The following is a 17,836-nucleotide window of genomic DNA, read 5'->3' as shown; positions in this document are numbered from 1 at the left end:
TTTTACTGTTAAAGTAAGATTCTATGTTGAATTCAAAAATTCCTGCCGGACCGCTCGAAACTAAGTGGAGTAAATATAAAAGCACTGTTAAACTTGTAAACCCTGCGAATAAACGTAAAATCGAAGTAATCGTAGTGGGTACCGGTTTGGCTGGTGCATCTGCCGCTGCTTCTCTCGCAGAACTCGGCTACAAAGTAAAAGCATTCTGTTTCCAAGATAGCCCTCGCCGCGCTCACTCTATCGCCGCTCAAGGTGGTATTAACGCTGCGAAAAACTACCAAAACGACGGTGACTCTGTTTTCCGTCTTTTCTACGATACCGTTAAAGGTGGTGACTACCGCGCTCGTGAAGCAAACGTTTACCGTTTGTCTGAAGTATCTGGTAGCATTATCGACCAATGCGTGGCACAAGGTGTTCCTTTCGCTCGCGAATATGGCGGGTTGTTAAGTAACCGTTCATTCGGTGGTACGCAAGTACAACGTACTTTCTACGCTGCCGGTCAAACAGGTCAACAATTGTTACTCGGTGCTTACTCAGCTATCGAAAGACAAGTTGCACTTGGTAACGTAAAAATGTACCGTCGCCATGAAATGTTAGACGTGGTAACGGTAGATGGTAAAGCACGTGGTATTATTGCCCGCGACTTAGTTACCGGTAAATTAGAACGTCACTTCGGTCACGCTGTATTATTATGTACAGGTGGTTATGGTAACGTGTTCTTCTTGTCTACCAACGCGATGGGTTCTAACGTAACTGCAGCTTGGAAAGCGCACAAACGTGGTGCTTACTTCGGTAACCCATGTTTCACGCAAATTCACCCAACTTGTATCCCAGTTTCTGGTGATCACCAGTCGAAATTAACCTTGATGTCGGAATCATTACGTAATGATGGCCGTATTTGGGTACCTAAGAAAAAAGACGACAACCGTAAACCAAGCGATATTCCTGAAGAAGAAAGGGATTATTACTTGGAAAGAAGATACCCAGCATTCGGTAACCTCGTTCCTCGTGACGTAGCGAGCCGTGCTGCAAAAGAAAGATGTGACGCCGGTTATGGTGTAGGTACATCTAAAATGGCCGTATACTTAGATTACGCTGATGCGATCGAACGTTATGGTAAAATTGAAGCCAATAAACACGGTAAAGATCACGCTTCGAAAGAAGAGATCATCGTAATGGGTAAAGAAGTAGTGAAGGAAAAATATGGTAACTTATTCGACATGTATGCGAAAATTACCGGTGAAAACCCTTACGAAACTCCGATGCGTATTTATCCTGCCGTTCACTACACAATGGGTGGCTTATGGGTTGATTATGAATTGATGACAACGGTGCCTGGCTTGTATGCTTTGGGTGAAGCTAACTTCTCTGATCACGGTGCAAACCGCTTAGGTGCTTCTGCTTTGATGCAAGGTTTGGCAGATGGTTACTTCGTAATTCCTTACACAATTGGTAACTACTTAGCCGACGAAATTCATACTAAACCAATTCCTACCGATCACCCAGCTTTCGTAGAAGCAGAAAAAGGTGTACAAGATATCATCACGAAATTGATGACGATCAACGGTACGAAATCAGTTGACCATTTCCACAAAGCCCTTGGTAAAATCATGTGGGATAAATGTGGTATGGCCCGTAATGCACAAGGTTTGCAAGAAGCGATCAAAGAAATTCAAGCATTACGTGCTGAATTCTGGAAAGATGTTCGCATTCCTGGTACAGCAGAAGGTATCAATACCGAATTAGAGAAAGCTGCCCGCGTAGCAGATTTCTTAGAGCTAGGTGAATTGATGTGTATGGATGCATTAAACCGTAACGAGTCTTGTGGCGGTCACTTCCGTGAAGAGTCACAAACAGAAGACGGTGAAGCAAAACGTGACGACGATAACTACTCGTACGTTGCTGCATGGGAATACAAAGGCCAAAGCCAATTCGAATTGCACAAAGAAGCCTTAAACTTCGAAATCGTACACCCAAGTCAACGTAGTTACAAATAAGGCTTAATCATCCGTACAAAACGGCAACATTTAACATTCAACTTTTATATATGAATTTAACACTCAAAGTTTGGAAACAGAATAACGCTCAAGACCAGGGCCATTTTGAATCATTCCAGGTTTCAGATGTTTCTAAGGATATGTCTTTCTTAGAAATGTTTGATGTGTTGAATGAGCGCTTGATTAACGAGGGGAAAGAACCAATTGCTTTCGATCACGACTGCCGCGAAGGTATTTGCGGTATGTGTTCTATGTATATCAATGGCCGTGCGCACGGTCCATGGAATGAAACGACAACTTGTCAACTACACATGCGTGCTTACAATGATGGCGATACCATTACGGTAGAACCTTGGCGCGCCGGTGCATTCCCAGTATTAAAAGATTTGATGGTAGACAGAACTGCCTTCGATCGTATTATTGAAGCTGGTGGTTACATTTCAGTAAATACTGGTAACGCACAAGATGCTAACTGCATCCCCGTAGATAAAACAAGTGCCGACGCCGCTTTCGCAGCAGCAGCATGTATCGGTTGCGGTGCCTGCGTAGCAGCATGTAAAAACTCATCTGCTATGTTGTTTGTATCTGCAAAAGTGTCCCAATTATCCTTGTTACCACAAGGTGATCCAGAAAGAAAAGACCGCGCATTAAACATGCTCGCTCAAATGGATAAAGAAGGATTCGGTAGCTGTACAAACACCGGCGCCTGCGAAGCAGAATGCCCTAAAGGTATCTCTATCTCAAATATCGCTAGACTCAACCGCGAGTATATCCGCGCTGGGTTCACACAAGAATAAAGATTATCACAGTTGTTTTAGAGGGGAAATGCGAAAGCGTTTCCCCTTTCTTTTTTGCCGCAGGCGAATGATGCCGCAGGCCAACAATGCCGTAGGCGAGTATAAAAGGTATTTAAAAATTTAGGTTATTCCCCATTCTGTTTTCCTTACAATTCTTTTCTATTCATTCTTACGCTTGTTTATCCCTTGCCGCTCCAGGGCCGCGGCGGTGGCCCCGTAATGTATTTCGGAATATGGTTCTGCGGGCCTTTAGCTACTATTAAGCATTGCAGGGCGTATGAGTGAAAGTGGCTTTACTGAGCTTTGGGTTGTCGCATGTTCCGCACAACCAAGTTTCCTCAACACATTACTGATAGGGGAAAATGCGGGCTTTTTTGATTGGAACACTTCATTTATTAGAAATCCACTTCATTACTTGCTTATCAAATAGGTATTAATCTATTCATTACTACTTAGATAGAGCTTGCCCAATTCTAATGTACAAATCAGAAGAAATAGGTATACCAAGACGAATAACCCGCATTTTCCCCTATCAGTAATGTGTTGAGGAAACTTGGTTGTGCGGAAAACCGACCTACCGAACCCTAATCATTTACAATAGCCTAATACGACGCAAAAATCTTAATAGTAGCTAAAGGCCCGCAGAACCATATTCCGAAATACATTACGGGGCCACCGCCGCGGCCCTGGAGCGGCAAGGGATAATAAATACTTATACAAATTGGAGAGAGAATTGAGTAGAAATCAATATGGGTTATCTAATACCCTAAGGAAATAGTTTTTACAACAGCCTACGGCATCACTCGCCTTCGGCAACACTCGCCTACGGCAATTCCGCCTTCGGCAACAACCATTTCTACCACTAAACCTTCTCAAATACCACCTTTATAAAAAAATTGCAAAACTTATCCCTCCTTATTATCTTAATACTTCCTAAAAAAACGCTTTTATATGCCTAATAATTCCCGTAGAAAATTCTTACAAAACCTCGGCGCTACTGCCGCTGCCATTGGCGCAGGTTCTCTCACTGCCATGGCTGCTTCAAACGAAATCAAGCATACCCTTAAAGGCGAGAAAAAAGTTAGCTCAAATGATAAGATCCGTATTGCCGGTATTGGTATGGGGATCATGGGGTTTGGTGATGTGAAATGCGCATTGCGTGTGCCAGGTGTGGAACTCGTAGGCGTGGCAGATTTGTACACAGGCCACCTCGATAAAGCCAAAGCCACCTGGGGAAACCAATTGATTACGACACGCGATTACCGCGAGTTATTAGAGAGAAAAGACATTGATGCTGTGATTGTTGCAACGCCAGACCACTGGCACGATACAATTTCTATCGATGCTATGAAAAAAGGGAAAGCTGTATACTGCGAGAAACCCATGGTGCAAAAAATCTCTGAAGGTCACCAAGTTATCGCTACGCAAAAACAAACAAAGGCTGTATTCCAAGTGGGTAGCCAAAGAGTAAGTAGCGTGGCATTGGCAGAAGCGAAGAAATTATACCAATCGGGCGCTATTGGGCAACTCAATTTCGTAGAGGCTAAAATCGATCGCCATTCTGCACTCGGTGCTTGGCAGTACTCTATTCCAACTGATGCCAATCCTAAAACGATTGATTACAATACTTTCTTAAAAGATACGGCTAAAACACCATTCGATCCCGTTCGCTTCTTCCGTTGGAGAAACTACCAAGCCTATGGTACTGGGGTGCCGGGCGATTTATTCGTACACTTAATCTCCGGTTTACACTTCATGATCGATTCTAATGGTCCTGAACGTATTTATGCTACTGGTAACCTCGTACAATGGAAAGATGGTCGCGATATCCCTGATGTAATGGTGGCGATTTTCGACTACCCAGCTACCGATACTCACCCTGCATTCCAAATGAACTTGCGTGTGAATTTCGCTGATGGCGGTGGTGGCGGTGAATATACGCGCCTTATAGGTACAGAAGGTGTAATTGAACTGGGTTGGAACGACTTCAAAGTAAAACAACACAAATTGCCAGAAGCACCAGGTTATGGCGGTTGGGATACATTTGGCACTTTCACCGAAGAACAACAAAAAGCATTCATCGAAGATTATAACAAAAAATACAGCGCAGCCGCTGCTCCATTAAAAGCTGCTACCAATAGTTATAATGCTCCTGCTGGATACGACGATCGTTACGATCACTTCGTGAATTTCTTCGAAGCAATTCGCTCTGGGAAACCGGTTGTAGAAGATGCTTCATTTGGTTTACGTGCCGCTGGCCCAGCTTTAGCCGTGAATGAAAGCTACTTCAAGAAGAAAATTATCCAATGGGATCCTAAAAAGATCGACATTATAGGATAGTCTAAAAATTATCTATAAGCCTCGCAAACCCTTGCGAGGCTTCACTTTTTTATATAGCATAATTCGATCGCAACATTTTTGCCTGCAAATGCTTACATTTATTTATACGCCTAATCCATCATCATGAAACAGCTATTACCTATTATTGCACTAGCGGCTCTCTGCGCATGCAATGCCCCTTCCAAAGAAAAAAAGATGAATATGGACATAAAACCTCCGGTTGCGGAAAAGATCCCGAAACAACTTGTAGAACATGGCGACACGCGCGTCGATAACTACTATTGGCTAAATGAACGCGAAAACCCTAAAGTGCTCGCTTACCTAGATGCCGAGAATAAATACCTCGACACCATGATGGCTCACACCAAAACACTACAAGACAAACTCTTCAACGAAATGAAAGGCCGCATTAAAGAAACCGACGAAAGCGTACCGGTACTCGATAATGGCTATTTCTACTACACCCGTTACGAAGAAGGTAAAGAATACCCTATCTTCTGCCGCAAACAAGGCAGCTTAGAGGCAAAAGAAGAAGTAATGCTTGATGTAAACGTAATGGCTGCCGGGCACGGTTATTATAGCGTTTCCGGGGTAAGAGTATCACCCGATAATAACTTGTTGTTGTATGGTGTAGATGATGTAGGAAGAAGAAATTATACCATGCATGTCAAAAATTTGTCGACCGGCGAAACTTACACCGATCAAATCCCAAAACTCACAGGTAACTGGGTGTGGGCAAACGATAACAAAACAATTTACTACGCAAAGAAAGATACTGTAACACTTCGTTCAGAATCTATTTACGTACACACACTGGGGAACGACGCTGCTAAAGACAAGCTCGTTTACCACGAAAAAGACGAAACATTTACGGTGTGGTTGGATCAAACAAAATCCAAAAAATACATCGTTATCAATAGCGAAAGCACTGTTAGTACAGAAGCAAGAATATTAGATGCTAACAAACCCGGTGGACAATTCACCGTGTTCCAACCTCGTGAAAAAGATCATTTGTATTACATCGATCACCGCGAAAATGAATTCTATATTATTACCGACTGGGAAGCGAAAAACAGCCGTATTATGACGGCCAATGAAACCCAATTCGGCAAACAATACTGGAAAGAGTTTGTAGCACACCGCGCCGATGTATTACTAGAAGGCATCGAATTGTTCAAAGATTATATCGTTATCAAAGAACGTAAAGGTGGCTTGGCTCAAATGCGTATCATGCACCCTACAAATAAACAAGAACATTACCTCGACTTCGGTGAAGCCGCGTACGTAGCAAGTGTAGGCGCAAATCCAGAATACGACACAAAGGTATTGCGCTACAATTATGCGTCGTTGGTAACGCCAAATAGTACGTTCGATTACAACATGGATACACGCGAGAAAGAGTTGAAAAAACAACAAGAAGTACTCGGTGGATACGATCCTAAAAACTACACCATCGAACGTGTTTCAGCAAAAGCGAAAGATGGAACAGAAGTGCCTATTTCAATTGTCTATAAGAAAGGTTTCAAGAAAGATGGCAACGGGCCATTGCTGATGTATGGCTATGGCTCTTACGGCAGCTCTACAGAAGCCGGTTTCAACTCTAACCGTATCAGCTTGCTCGATCGTGGCTTTGCTTACGCCATTGCGCACATTCGCGGTGGACAAGAAATGGGTCGCCAATGGTACGACGATGGAAAGATGTTCAAGAAGAAAAACACCTTCACCGATTTCATCGATTGTGCCGATTACTTGGTGAAAGAAAAATACACTTCCTCTCAGCACCTATATGCCCTTGGCGGTAGTGCCGGTGGTTTATTAATGGGTGCCATTATTAATATGCGCCCAGAACTTTGGCACGGTGTAATTGCCGCTGTACCATTTGTTGATGTAGTAACAACTATGCTCGATGAAAGCATCCCGTTAACAACAGGCGAGTTCGACGAATGGGGCAATCCTAAGAACAAAGATTCTTACGACTATATGAAGTCATATTCACCATACGATAACGTAGAGAAGAAAGCCTACCCGAATATGCTTGTAACCACCGGTTTGCACGATAGCCAAGTACAATACTTCGAACCGGCAAAATGGGTGGCCAAACTCCGAGATATGAAAACGGATAACAACGTATTACTCTTCAAAACAAACATGGAAGCAGGACATGGCGGTGCATCTGGAAGGTTTACCGCTTTGAAAGAAGTAGCGCTCCAATACGCGTTCATGCTCGATTTGGAAGGTATTTCTAAATAGTCAAACCGTATTACAATATAAAAGCGTCTCTACAAGTAGGGGCGCTTTTTTTTATGGTGCAAAGTTTGTATTTGAACAATACCATATCATATTTCCTTATTGTAAAAACATGACGCTTATGGATACACCCAATCTCGAATTATACATCAACCGGATGGTGAACTGGGCGGCCGACTTCACGCCTAGGCTTATTGGTGCAGTACTTACTTTGGTGATTGGTTTGTGGGTGATTAAAAAGATAGAACAGCTGCTCATCAAAATTATGCACAACAAAGGACACGATGTTTCCCTACAATCGTTCCTGCGCAGCTTGGTGAGTATTGGCTTGAAAATACTATTGATTATTTCGGTAGCTGGCATGATAGGTTTCCAATCTACCAGCCTTGTAGCCGTAATAGGTGCCGCTGGTTTGGCCGTAGGTTTAGCTTTGCAAGGTAGTTTAGCCAATTTTGCCGGCGGGGTGCTAATATTAATGTTCAAACCTTTTAAAGTAGGAGAGATTGTTACCATACAAGGAATTACAGGCGTAGTAGCCGAAATACAGATATTTAGCACCGTGTTGCATACGGGCGATGGCAAAATAGCCATTTTACCCAATGGCGCTGTATCGAACGGGAATATTATCAATTCCAGTAGAACCGGTAAGCTGCGGGTCGATCTTACGGTGAAAGTGGCTTTTGATGAAGATTTTGAGAAAGTGAAGAAGATTATCCTCGACGAGTTAGATAAGGACAAGCGTATTCTAGTAGATCCTCCTGCGCAAATTAGCATCCTGGATTATGCCGATGGCAACATGACTTTAATTGTACGCCCACAAGCGAAGATCGATGATTATTGGGGTGTGTATTTTGATGCTTACCAAAACATCCAAAGAGCGCTAGTAGAGCATAAAGTTCGTGGCCCACTAACTGTCAATAAAACTGTTTCGGCCTAGTAAAATATTATATACAAGTATGCGCAGCCCGGGTTTCCGACTGCGCATTTTTATTGCATTGTAAGAATCTGGATAACAACTATTTAACAACTGCGCAGAAGCATTGCACGTATATCTACTTAGTACTGCAACGCAAATGGCCAAGGTTAATTGCCTTGCAGGTTTTGATTAAATCCTGGATAGGTTGATAGGTTTCATGCGTAGTATACCCGGTATACTACGCATTTTGTTCGCATAAGTTTTCAATCATTATAAGTAGGAATGCAAAGTGAAAACGGGGTGCAGTTTCTGAAGAAACACGCACCCCGTTCTATTTTTATGCGAATAATTAACTGTTAATTCGTTTGCTTTTTGCGCTGTACCAGGTAATAGCAAACATACAAGAATACGACCCATACCGGGATCAATTCAACCGGTAGTTTCATACCCGTAATCCACATCATCACCAATATACCTACCAAGAATACGAGGCAGATATAGTTGGAAACAGGGTAGAGGAAAGAGGGGAATTTTGTTTTGATACCCTGTAAACCTTTCTGTTGCTTGAACTTTAAATGCACCACGCTAATCATCAACCAGTTGATAATTAAAGAAGATACTACAAGCGACATCAATATCTCCAATGCTTTTTCAGGCATTAATTTATTCACCACAATACAAATAGCCGCAAATAAACCCGAAATCAAAATCGCGTTTACGGGTACACTGTTTTTATTGAGCTTACGTAAGAATGCTGGCGCATTGCCTTGTTGAGCCAAACCGTATAACATGCGGCTGTTACTATACACACAGCTATTATATACCGATAAAGCTGCTGTTAATACAATAATGTTTAACGCGTTTGCAATCAAACTCGTAAAGTAAATAGTTTTACCGAAAAGCGTGAATTGGAACCCTTTTAAATTATCGAACACCATTACGAAAGGACTACTATCGCTGGTAATTTGTTTCCATGGAGAAAGGGCAAACAAGATAATTAACGCACCTACATAGAAAATGAGGATACGGTAAATTACTTGGTTCGTAGCTTTAGGGATCGTTTTTTCAGGTTGATCAGCTTCTGCTGCCGTAATCCCAATTAATTCAAGTCCCCCAAACGAGAACATGATTAACGCAATAGCCGAAAATAAACCTTGGTAATTGCCATTCCCATCGTGTTGTAATAAACCTTTCGGGAAGAAACCACCGTCGTTCCATAAGTTCGACAGCGTTGCATTCGGGCCGCCTGTACCACTAAGTAGCAAGTACACCCCAAATACAATCATAGCAATAATGGCTACCACTTTAATAATCGAAAACCAAAATTCAGCTTCACCATACACCTTCACAGAACCCAGGTTCAAGGCATTGATCGTCACAAAAAAGAATAAACTCGATGCCCATAAAGGAATCTCAGGCCACCAAAACTGCACATAAATACCAACGGCTGTTAGTTCCGACATACTTACTAATATGTACAAAACCCAATAGTTCCAGCCCGACGAAAAGCCGGCGAATTTACCCCAATAGCTGTAAGCGAAATGACTGAAGCTCCCGCTCACAGGTTCTTCTACCACCATTTCACCCAATTGGCGCATAATAAAAAACGCGATGATACCGGCTAATGCATAGCCTAAAATAACTGATGGGCCCGCCAATACTGCGGCAGGACCAATGCCGAGGAACAAACCGGTGCCGATAGCGCCACCGAGTGCAATCAGTTGGATATGCCTGTTTTGTAAACCTCTCTGTAGTTTTTGGTCGTCCTTTTTTTCGAGTGTTGCTTTCAATGTTGAAGTTCTAGGTAAGGTTGCAATATGTGATAATTATGGGAAATTAATAAACTAATCATTTATAAGAAAGAATTTCTAGGCCAATTCTCCTGTAACAGTAGTTATATAAGTATATAAAAAATCCGCCAGCGTGAAAACACCAGCGGAAATTCATCACAAATGATTTTCTAATAAGGTAAATATATCTACGAATAAGTGCGAGTTAGGGATTTGAAAATTTATAATTTGTTGAAATAAAGTTATAACTAACTGATATACAGTATTTTTTAATTCTAAACAGTATCATATGAATACCATGCAAACGCTTACACAAGCAGAAATGATGACCATTAATGGTGGCGTACAATTAAGGGCAAATTTATTACAAGGCTTAAATTCCGAATTATTAGCCGACGCATTAGGAGTAACAGTAGAAACAGCTATAAAACTTCAAGATCAGCAAGGTAATCAAGGCGTTACCGTAAAAGCAGGCACCCTGAACATATATGTTCCCATTAAATAAAAAAGTGCAGGGTTAACCCTGCACTTTTTTATTTAATTACTATTATAACCTAATGTGAATGAGAATGGCTCTTATGGTATTTATTCAGCTTAACACCCACAGATATTAACATTACCCCGAACAAAATAGCGTAAATCCCGATCCACCAAGCGATCACCACCGCGCCAGTAATCGGTTGGGAGAAGATCAACACCCCGAATATGATCGAGAGAATACCTGCAAGGATCAACATCCATTCGTTGTTAATAACCTTCCGGAGGCGAATAGCGGCAATAATTTCCAAAATACCGGTTACAATCGCCCAAAATGCTACAAGGAATACGATATATAAAGCCGTAATCCCAGGCCAGCTGAGGATTAAGATACCGGCGGCCACGCCCAGTAAGCCTTCCAGTAAATATACCCACCATTGCGATTCCTGTTTCTTCACCTGGAAAGCATAAATAAAGGTGAAAATACCGTCGACCAACAAGTAAGCCCCTAAGAAAATCGTTAAAATGGTAAGGGTAATGCCTGGCCAGAAGAAAGCGATTAGTCCGAAAATAATCGCGAAAACGCCCCGGAGAACAAATAGCCACCAGTTTTTTGCTAGTTCGTGCAACATATCCGAAATTTTGGGTTTAGAAAAGAAGGGTACACAGGGCTAACAACCCGTTTCGCTAAATTGTTCGGGATCAAAGCGATATAACTAATATTTCTTTAACAAAAAAGGCAGATATTTTTTTGTAACTTTGCGGCTTCAAAATTTTTTTTACCAAGCATGATTAGCGTTAAAAATGTATCCCTCTCTTTTGGGAAGCGTGTATTGTTCGACGAAGTAAACCTGAATTTCACCAAAGGCAACTGTTACGGCGTAATCGGTGCCAACGGTGCAGGTAAATCTACTTTCTTGAAAATACTTTCAGGAGAAATCGAACCTAATAAAGGTACGGTTGAGATCACCCCAGGCGAACGCATGAGCGTTTTGAAGCAAAACCACTTCGAATTCGATGAAATGACAGTGCTTCAAACAGTGTTGATGGGTAATAAGAAACTCGCAGAAATCGCTGCCGAGCGCGACGCTATTTATGCGAAGGAAGATTTTACCGAAGAAGATGGTATGCGTGCAGGTGAACTCGAAGCAGAGTTCGGTGAAATGGGCGGTTATACTGCTGAAAGCGATGCAGGCGTTCTATTGGGCGACCTCGGCGTTAAAGAAGAATTACACAGCACCCTCCTTAAAGATATCAGCGGTAACCTGAAAGTGCGTGTGCTCTTAGCACAAGCTTTATTTGGTAACCCAGATATCCTATTACTCGATGAGCCTACGAACGACTTGGACGTTGAAACGATCGGATGGTTAGAAAACTTCCTCGGTGGTTACGAAAACATTGTAATCGTAGTGTCCCACGATCGTCACTTCCTCGATGCCGTTTGTACTCACGTAGCGGATGTTGACCGTGCAAAAATCAAAATCTTCACCGGTAACTACTCATTCTGGTACGAGTCTTCTCAATTGATGGCCCGCCAGATGAACGATAAAAACAAGAAGATCGAAGAAAAACGTAAAGATTTGCTCGACTTCATCGCGCGCTTCTCTGCGAACGCTTCTAAATCCAAACAAGCCACCTCTCGTAAGAAAGCGTTGGAAAAATTGGTGGTGGAAGATATCGAACCTTCTAACCGTAAATACCCAGGTATCATCTTCAAACAATTGCGCGAAGTTGGTAACCAAATCTTGAATGTTGAGAAACTTGAAAAATCTGTCGACGGTCGTAAACTATTCTCAGATGTTTCTTTCTCTATCAATAAAGGCGATAAAGTTGCTTTCCTCAGTAAAGACCACTTAGCTTTAACCACTTTCTTCGAAGTTATTAACGGTGAAATGGAAGCAGATGGCGGTAAATTAGAATGGGGTACCACGGTAACGAAAGCCTACTTGCCGAACGAAAACAGCCAATTCTTTACAGAAGATTATAACTTGATGGACTGGTTACGTCAATACGTACCTCCGCACGTTACCGATGTAGATGAACCATTCTTACGCGGTTTCTTAGGTAAAATGTTGTTCAGCGGCGACGAAATCATGAAGAAAACGAAAGTATTGAGCGGTGGTGAAAAAGTACGTTGTATGCTTTCCCGCATGATGTTGCAAGATCCAAACGTAGTGATCTTAGATGAACCTACGAACCACTTGGACTTGGAATCCATCCAATCTTTCAACGAAAGCATGATCAACTTTAAAGGTATCGTGTTGTTCACTACGCATGACCATACGTTTATGCAGTCGGTAGCAACCCGTATTATCGAAATCACACCAAAAGGTATCATCGATCGTTTAATGACGTTCGACGAATACTTAGCGGATGATCGCGTGAAAGCTTTGCGTGAAGAAATGTACGCTGAGCAAGTAACTGCTTAATGTGCAATTACATTCTTGGTAATAAAAAAAGGATAAGAGCTCTCTCTTATCCTTTTTCATTTTCGGCCGAAGCCAATGCATTTTTTTTAAAGTTGGTAATGGTAAGCCTTTATAAGTATTTCGCAATCATGCTCATCTTACTTTTGTCTAAAGGCTTAGTAATGTAGGCCATGAGTTCCGGCGTTTTCTTTACTTTCTCCATATCGGCTAAGTTCGTACTCGATGAACACATAATAATAGGTACTTCCTTGCTTAATTTCGATTTCAATTCTCTAAACGCATCAATAAAATCCCAACCGTTCATGCGTTGCATGTTCATGTCGAGAATGATAAGTGAAGGCAACGTAGTTTCGGTGTATGCATTCAATTCCTCGATGGCTTCTTCGGCACACAAGAAAGAAGAGATGGATACATCCCCCCAACCCTGGAGGCCAAACATTTTTTTAATAATGAAATGAAAAATCTCGTCGTCATCTATAACATAGATTTTTTTATTCGTATTTGCCATGACTGATTTATTTCGGGTAGCTTCCTTTATTGCCGGTGTGTTCGCTGAATTGGGATGTCAAAAACATGCAACTTTTTTCTCCGTATTCGTGGGTAAAAAGGGTCATGGTTTCATAATGTTATTAGCTTAACTGGCACAATCAACCTATTTTAGAAATCTGTGGCAAAGAAAGTTAATTTTATTTTATTTTTATATATAATATAAATGCAATAACCAATCTTTAACAAATTTAATAAGTCCCCCAAGAAGCAACATTTTCATTAGTAAGCGATCCTTCCTTCCTCCCAAAAATAAAAAAACGCACCCGTATAAACGAGTGCGTTGAGCATGATTTTATGTTGAGGTTTAACGAATGCTGATCTACTAGAACAAGCCGCCTTTTTTCAACGTTACTTTACCTTGACCGATTTTGTAACCGTTATGGTAAATCTCTACGCTGTAATCGCCTACTTTGTAATCAGAATTTTGTTTCCAATCCATTTTCACAGCGGTTTTCTCGCCTTGTGTGTAAGCTACGGTTTGTTTAACAGTATATAATTTTTCAGTACCGTCTTCTAAAGTGAATTTACCAGAACCTAACGCCTCAACAGCTAATGGTGTACCATCTGGAGCTGTAATAGCTACAAAGATGTCTTTATCACCTGTTTGAGCAATACGGTTTTCATCCAAATCGAATGTAACACGCATCATGTCGGCTTTTTTCGCTTTTGAAGTTTCTACTTCTTTACCATTACGTTTTAATAATAACGGCGTTAATTTGATGTTAGATGCATGTAAAACTGAACCTAAATCTACTTTCTTGTCTAAGCCTTCTTTTACAACTTGTACAGAATCTCTTTCCTTACGAGCCACATCACGTTCGCCTGTTAAAACGATTTTCTCGCCTTCCAAACGCTCAATAGTTGCCGTGTAAGATTCGATGTTAGATTTCAATTGTTCAATCAATCTGCGTGCTTCCGCTAACTCAGCTTGTGTAGCATTCTTGTTAGATAAGATGCTGCTGATACGAGATTTCATGTCCTGGATTTCCTTGTCTTTCGTTTTAACTAGGCTATCCATACGCGAGTTTTGCGTAATTAATTCGTCCAAGCGCGCTTGTGCAGCAGAGTATTCGCTTTGCAGTTCATCACGCGCAGAGGAAACGCTATCAAGACGGTTTTCTGTAGTAGTGATAGTTTGTTGAGTTTTGTCCTTATCATAGAACATATAACCCCAAGTACCTAATAATGCTGCAATAAGTACACCGTAGATAATCCCGTTCTTATTGCTTTTTGGTTTTTCAGAACCTGACGAACTTGGACCGGGCGTACCGGTATTGAAAGTGTTTTCCGCCATAGTGTTGCTATTTTAAATTGATTGTTTGTATGGGTAAAATTTTTAACTGAAATACAACGTTGTTTTCATTTTAGTTAAATTACGCAGGCAAATTCTTAATACAGTGCTAAATAACGTAGCCTTAGATCAATTATTATTGCTCGACATCGAAACCACACCGCTGGTACCCTCGTTTTCAGAACTGCCTGGAGAGATGCAAGACCTCTGGTTGGAGAAATTTACAAAAACTGCGCCAGAATCTGGAGAACCGCAACCAGGCTACTTCGAAAAAGCAGGAATATACGCCGAGTTTGGCAAAATCGTCTGTATTTCAGTGGGGTTCTTTTATGTGGAAAACGGAAAATACAACTTTCGTATCAAATCGTTTTTTAACGATGATGAACAAATCGTACTCACCGAATTCCTAGAACTCGTGCAAAAGTTCCATCTCAAATACCCACGCTTCCAATTCGCCGGGCATAATATAAAAGACTTCGATATTCCTTATATCTGTCGCCGCGCCATTATCAAAGGCCTTATATTGCCCCCAGCTTTGCAAATACATGGCCTCAAACCATGGGAAATGCCCATGCTCGATACCATGCAAATCTGGCGATTCGGCGATTTTAAAAACTACACCTCGCTGAAACTCCTAGCCGCCGTTCTAGGTATCCCGTCTCCCAAAGACGATATCGACGGTTCTATGGTCGCCTCCGTATACTGGGAAAAGCACGACCTTAAAAGAATCAGCGAATATTGCCAAAAAGATGTACTCACCGTCGCCCAATTATTACTGCGTTTTAAACACATGCCGCTACTAAACGACAATGAAGTGACGATCATCGGCAATTAACCGTTGGCAATCGCCCCGGAAACCAATAGTTTTGCATTCATCATTACGCTCGCATGGATTACCAAGAAATTATAAAAGACTGGAAACAAAAGAAGTTCCGCCCATTGTACTGGTTGGAAGGTGAAGAAGATTTCTTTATCGACCAGGTAGTAAACTACGCCGAACATCATTTGCTGCCCGAAAGTGAAAGAGGTTTTAACTTAACCGTGTTGTACGGGAAAGATACCGACTGGTCGACCGTTATTAACGCTTGCCGCCGCTATCCCATGTTCGCAGAATTTCAAGTGGTCATCCTCAAAGAAGCGCAAGCTATGCGCGACTTACTCAAGCTCGAAGCGTATATCGATAACCCGCTTAGCTCCACCATCTTCGTTGTTGCGCACAAACAAGGCAAGATCGACGGCCGCAGTAAAACAGCGAAATTGATCAAAGAAAAGGGCGTGATGATGTCGACAAAAAAAATGTACGACAATCAACTCCCCAGTTGGATCGACGCCTACGTAGGTACCTTGGGCCGCGCCATTTCGCAAAAAGCAGGCATTTTACTGGCCGACCACATTGGGAACGACCTTAGCCGTATTGCCAACGAATTGGAAAAGCTGCTCGTGAACTTACCAGGAGGCAAAAAGATCGACGAGAATGATATTGAAAAATATGTAGGTATCAGTAAAGAATACAACGTATTCGAACTTCAGAACGCGGTAGGAGCCAAGGATATGCAAAAAGTAATGCGCATCGTGCAATACTTTTCCGCCAATCCCAAAGCGGCACCTATTCAAATGACAATCCCCGCCTTGTACAACTTCTTTAGCAAACTGAACATGCTCTTCAGCGTGAAGGGCGGCGAAAAGGAAATGGCTTCAGCCCTAGGTGTTCACCCATTCTTCTTAAAGGATTACATGCGTGCTGCCAATAATTACGGTTTAGAAGGCACGGAAAAAGCCATTTTGTTGCTGCACAACTACAACCTACGCAGCATTGGCGTGAACGATGCCGGTGTAGAAGATGGCGAATTGCTGAAAGAGTTGATGTATAGAATGATGAATTAATTGCCTACATTCGTAGTAATAATATAGTATATGCAAGTATTAAGAAACGTTTTACCTCCGCCAGTAGTAGTTCGCTAAAACGCGCAACTGCAAAAGGTTTCATAGAATTATTAATATTCTCTTCTCCGCATGAGTTTTTCATGCTGCGGTTGCTTGCGTGCCTACGCAAATCAAAATTCTCTTTATTCATTTTATTACAACCGCATATTTAACATGTCGAAATATACCTGGATGGTATTCGTAGGTGCATGCAGCTACGGGATATTATCTACTATTGTGAAATTGGCCTATTGGGATGGCTATGCCATTGAAGTAATTGCTGTTATGCAAGCACTTATTGGGTTTTGCTGCTTATGGATTTTCTCTTTGTTTACGAAAACCACTACTAATAAGGTATTACCGCTGCAAGGGAAAAGTAAATGGCTCGTAATCGTATCTGGTGGCTGTATTGGGCTAACCTCTTACGTGTATTACTTAAGCGTGAAATACATTCCTGCATCGGTAGCCATCATTTGCTTAATGCAATTTACTTGGATGAGCGTGTTATTGGAATGGTGCTTATTTAAAAAGCGGCCCAGCCAACAACAATTAGGCATTATTACCATTATTTTATTAGCCACTTATTTAGCCAGTGGTTTACAAGATAGTACCAATATTCATTGGAAAGGCTTATCACTGGCCACTTTGTCGGCTTTGATGTACGCTGGGTACGTAGTACTCAACGCCCGCTTACCGCAAACCGGAGGTACATCCATTACGCGAAGCATGTACGCTATGCTAGGGTCGGTGATTACACTAAGTATTATCACCTTCCCAGGATTAATCGCTGCGCAGTGTTGGAATCTCCAGCTATTCCGGTGGGTAATTTTATTGGCTTTCTTCGGCACCATTATACCGCCTTTACTCTTTGCCGGCGGCATTCCGAAGATTGGTGCCGGTAAAAGTGCTGTTATTATGACGGCCGAATTACCGGTGGCAATTATCAGTGCCTGTGTTATCCTGCACGAACCCATTGCAAGCTTGCAATGGTGGGGCGTAGGTTTGTTGCTAGCGTCGATTGTGTATATGAAAACGAGGTAAATAAAAATACCCGGGTGTATAGCCCGGGTATTTTATACT

At 41.9% G+C, this 17,836-nt stretch carries 14 protein-coding genes; 10 read left to right on the top strand and 4 right to left on the bottom strand.

What is annotated here, in order from left to right; all coding sequences use genetic code 11:
* The first annotated feature begins 23 nt into the window (after positions 1-23).
* The 5 genes from LX64_RS17535 to LX64_RS17515 all read left to right on the top strand — a co-directional run bounded on the left by LX64_RS17535 (position 24) and on the right by LX64_RS17515 (position 8,318).
* Complete coding sequence (locus LX64_RS17535) at positions 24-1,997, top strand: fumarate reductase/succinate dehydrogenase flavoprotein subunit (RefSeq protein WP_111598976.1); 1,974 nt, start codon at positions 24-26, stop codon at positions 1,995-1,997.
* 50 nt (positions 1,998-2,047) lie between these two features.
* Positions 2,048-2,794, top strand: coding sequence for a succinate dehydrogenase/fumarate reductase iron-sulfur subunit (locus tag LX64_RS17530; RefSeq protein WP_170132821.1), 747 nt, complete (start codon positions 2,048-2,050; stop codon positions 2,792-2,794).
* Positions 2,795-3,745: 951 nt separating this feature from the next.
* Positions 3,746-5,134 (top strand): Gfo/Idh/MocA family protein, encoded by a 1,389-nt coding sequence (locus LX64_RS17525; RefSeq protein WP_111598974.1) that lies wholly within the window; start codon positions 3,746-3,748, stop codon positions 5,132-5,134.
* 123 nt (positions 5,135-5,257) lie between these two features.
* Positions 5,258-7,384 carry a S9 family peptidase gene (locus tag LX64_RS17520; RefSeq protein WP_111598973.1) on the top strand — a complete coding sequence of 709 codons (2,127 nt, stop codon included), beginning with the start codon at positions 5,258-5,260 and terminating at the stop codon, positions 7,382-7,384.
* 118 nt (positions 7,385-7,502) lie between these two features.
* Positions 7,503-8,318, top strand: coding sequence for a mechanosensitive ion channel family protein (locus LX64_RS17515; RefSeq protein ID WP_111599106.1), 816 nt, complete (start codon positions 7,503-7,505; stop codon positions 8,316-8,318).
* Between the two features lie 335 nt (positions 8,319-8,653).
* Here the strand turns inward: LX64_RS17515 and LX64_RS17510 are convergent, their stop codons facing one another.
* Complete coding sequence (locus LX64_RS17510) at positions 8,654-10,087, bottom strand: amino acid permease (protein WP_111598972.1); 1,434 nt, start codon at positions 10,085-10,087, stop codon at positions 8,654-8,656.
* Positions 10,088-10,376: 289 nt separating this feature from the next.
* Between LX64_RS17510 and LX64_RS17505 the strand changes: the two genes are divergently transcribed.
* The gene (locus tag LX64_RS17505; protein WP_111598971.1) at positions 10,377-10,592 is read left to right on the top strand and encodes a hypothetical protein; all 216 of its coding nucleotides are present in this window, start codon (positions 10,377-10,379) and stop codon (positions 10,590-10,592) included.
* A 49-nt stretch (positions 10,593-10,641) separates the two neighbouring features.
* On the opposite strand, the gene LX64_RS17500 is transcribed toward LX64_RS17505, so the two are convergent.
* Complete coding sequence (locus tag LX64_RS17500) at positions 10,642-11,196, bottom strand: HdeD family acid-resistance protein (protein WP_111598970.1); 555 nt, start codon at positions 11,194-11,196, stop codon at positions 10,642-10,644.
* Between the two features lie 156 nt (positions 11,197-11,352).
* Between LX64_RS17500 and LX64_RS17495 the strand changes: the two genes are divergently transcribed.
* Positions 11,353-12,993 (top strand): ABC-F family ATP-binding cassette domain-containing protein, encoded by a 1,641-nt coding sequence (locus LX64_RS17495; RefSeq protein ID WP_111598969.1) that lies wholly within the window; start codon positions 11,353-11,355, stop codon positions 12,991-12,993.
* A gap of 109 nt (positions 12,994-13,102) precedes the next feature.
* Here the strand turns inward: LX64_RS17495 and LX64_RS17490 are convergent, their stop codons facing one another.
* Positions 13,103-13,501, bottom strand: coding sequence for a response regulator (locus LX64_RS17490; RefSeq protein ID WP_111598968.1), 399 nt, complete (start codon positions 13,499-13,501; stop codon positions 13,103-13,105).
* 363 nt (positions 13,502-13,864) lie between these two features.
* Positions 13,865-14,836, bottom strand: a complete 972-nt coding sequence (locus LX64_RS17485) for a hypothetical protein (protein ID WP_111598967.1) — start codon at positions 14,834-14,836, stop codon at positions 13,865-13,867.
* A 103-nt stretch (positions 14,837-14,939) separates the two neighbouring features.
* Between LX64_RS17485 and LX64_RS17480 the strand changes: the two genes are divergently transcribed.
* The 3 genes from LX64_RS17480 to LX64_RS17470 all read left to right on the top strand — a co-directional run bounded on the left by LX64_RS17480 (position 14,940) and on the right by LX64_RS17470 (position 17,797).
* Positions 14,940-15,668 carry a ribonuclease H-like domain-containing protein gene (locus LX64_RS17480; protein ID WP_111598966.1) on the top strand — a complete coding sequence of 243 codons (729 nt, stop codon included), beginning with the start codon at positions 14,940-14,942 and terminating at the stop codon, positions 15,666-15,668.
* A 53-nt stretch (positions 15,669-15,721) separates the two neighbouring features.
* The gene (gene holA, locus LX64_RS17475; RefSeq protein ID WP_111598965.1) at positions 15,722-16,717 is read left to right on the top strand and encodes a DNA polymerase III subunit delta; all 996 of its coding nucleotides are present in this window, start codon (positions 15,722-15,724) and stop codon (positions 16,715-16,717) included.
* 213 nt (positions 16,718-16,930) lie between these two features.
* Positions 16,931-17,797, top strand: a complete 867-nt coding sequence (locus LX64_RS17470) for an EamA family transporter (protein WP_158538660.1) — start codon at positions 16,931-16,933, stop codon at positions 17,795-17,797.
* Positions 17,798-17,836: the final 39 nt, after the last annotated feature.

The sequence above is a fragment of the Chitinophaga skermanii genome, assembly GCF_003259335.1.
Taxonomy (GTDB): domain Bacteria; phylum Bacteroidota; class Bacteroidia; order Chitinophagales; family Chitinophagaceae; genus Chitinophaga; species Chitinophaga skermanii.
This window is presented reverse-complemented; position numbering and strand designations above follow the sequence as displayed.